The following is a 1,845-nucleotide window of genomic DNA, read 5'->3' as shown; positions in this document are numbered from 1 at the left end:
TGCGTGTTTCGGCAATTCCCGGACAGCGATTTCGGTAATTCGCGGACAGCGATTTCAGTAACTCCGGGACAGGGATTCCGCTAAATCGCGGACAGATGCGGGAGGTTGGTTTTCGGGAGCGCCGTTCAGGCAATGTTCTCTCTCAAGCTGAGTTTGAGAGGGGCAATGCCGAGACGGAAGCAAGCGAAACGAACCACTGTGAAGGACCTACGATCGATCCTGAGGCTGACGTACGAGCAGGGCCTGTCGGTGCGGGCAATCTCGGAACGGCTGCAGATCAGCAAGACCTCGGTTGCCACCTACCTGCTGCGGGCCCGCGAAGCGGGCTTGAGCTGGCCGCTGCCGCCGATTTGCGAGAGCGAGGCGGCGTTACAGCGGGCCTTGTTCCGGCGGGTCGGGCGACCGCCGCAGGACTTGAGCGAGCCTGAGTGGCCACGGGTGGCGCAGGAACTCAAGCGCAAGGGCGTGACGCTGACGCTGCTTTGGCAGGAATACCGGACGGCTCATCCCGACGGCTACGGTTACACTTGGTTCTGCGAGAAGTTTGACGCCTACCGGCGGCGGGCGAACCCAACCTTCCGCCACCGCCACGCGGCGGGTGCGGTGATGCAGACCGACTATGCCGGCCCGACGGTGGAGGTGACCGATCCGCAAACCGGCGAGATCCGTCAGGCGCAGATATTTGTCGCGGTGCTCGGGGCCTCGTCGCTGACCTTCGCTATGGCGAGCTTCGGTCAGCGACTGCCAGATTGGATCGAAGGCCAGACCCGGGCGCTGTCGTACTTCGGCGGAGTCCCCAAGGCGATCGTCTGCGACAATCTGAAGGCCGGGGTCGTCAAGGCGTTGTGGTTCGAGCCGACGCTCAACCAAACCTTTGCCGCCATGGCCGAGCACTACGACACGACGATTTTGCCGACCCGCAGCCGCAAGCCGCGCGACAAGGGCAAGGTTGAAGGCGCGGTGCTAATTGTTGAGCGCTGGATTCTGGCACGGCTGCGCCATCGGCGGTTCTTCAACCTGACCGATCTCAATGCCGCGATCGGCGGTTTGCTGGAGGAGCTGAACAATCGGCCGATGCGCCATATCGGCAAATCCCGCCGGCAGCTGTTCGAGGAGATCGAGCGCGAGGCGCTGGCGCCGCTGCCGAGCGAACCGTTCGAATACGCCGAGTGGAAAACGGCGAAGGTCCATCCCGATTATCACGTCGAAGTCGACAAGACCTTTTACTCGGTGCCGCACCGACTGATCGGTCGTCGGGTGGACGTCCGGCTCACGTATCGAGCCGTCGAGATCTTCCAGGATCACACGCGTGTCGCCAGCCATGTGCGCCGCTCTCAGCGCAGCGGCCATGTCACCGTGAACGAGCACATGCCCAAGGCCCATCAGCGTTACGCCAATATGACACCGGCGAGTTTGATCAAGAGGGCAGCGCGGGTCGGCGTCAACGCCGCCACCCTGGTCGAGCGGATGATGCGTGAGCGCCCGCATCCCGAGCAGGGTTATCGCTCCGCCATGGGGATCATCGCCCTGGCGCGGCGCTACGAGCGCAATCGGCTGGAAGCGGCCTGTGAGAGGGCGCTCGCCATCAACGCGGTCAATTACTCCTCCGTGAGCGCCATCCTCAAATCCGGGCTGGACCGCGCCAGCCCTGCCGCCGAGCCCATCAAAGCCACGCCCTCCCACGCCAACATCCGTGGCGGCGCCTATTATCAATGAAGGAAAGGAAGATCGTGATGCTGACCCACCCGACCCTCGACCAGATGCAGGCCCTCGGCCTTGCCGGAATGGCGGCCGCCTATCGGCAATTGGCCGAACAGGACAATGCCGCCGATCTCAGCCGCGACG

Annotated in this window: 1 protein-coding gene; it reads left to right on the top strand. The window is 63.6% G+C overall.

Annotated elements, in window-relative coordinates:
- The first annotated feature begins 165 nt into the window (after positions 1–165).
- Positions 166–1,716 carry an IS21 family transposase gene (istA, locus tag IVA87_RS13285; RefSeq protein ID WP_247333805.1) on the top strand — a complete coding sequence of 517 codons (1,551 nt, stop codon included), beginning with the start codon at positions 166–168 and terminating at the stop codon, positions 1,714–1,716.
- Positions 1,717–1,845 lie beyond the last annotated feature (129 nt).

The sequence above is a fragment of the Bradyrhizobium sp. 147 genome (assembly GCF_023073935.1).
GTDB lineage: Bacteria > Pseudomonadota > Alphaproteobacteria > Rhizobiales > Xanthobacteraceae > Bradyrhizobium.
Note: the sequence above shows the minus strand (reverse complement) of the source record. Positions and strands in the feature narration are given on the sequence as shown.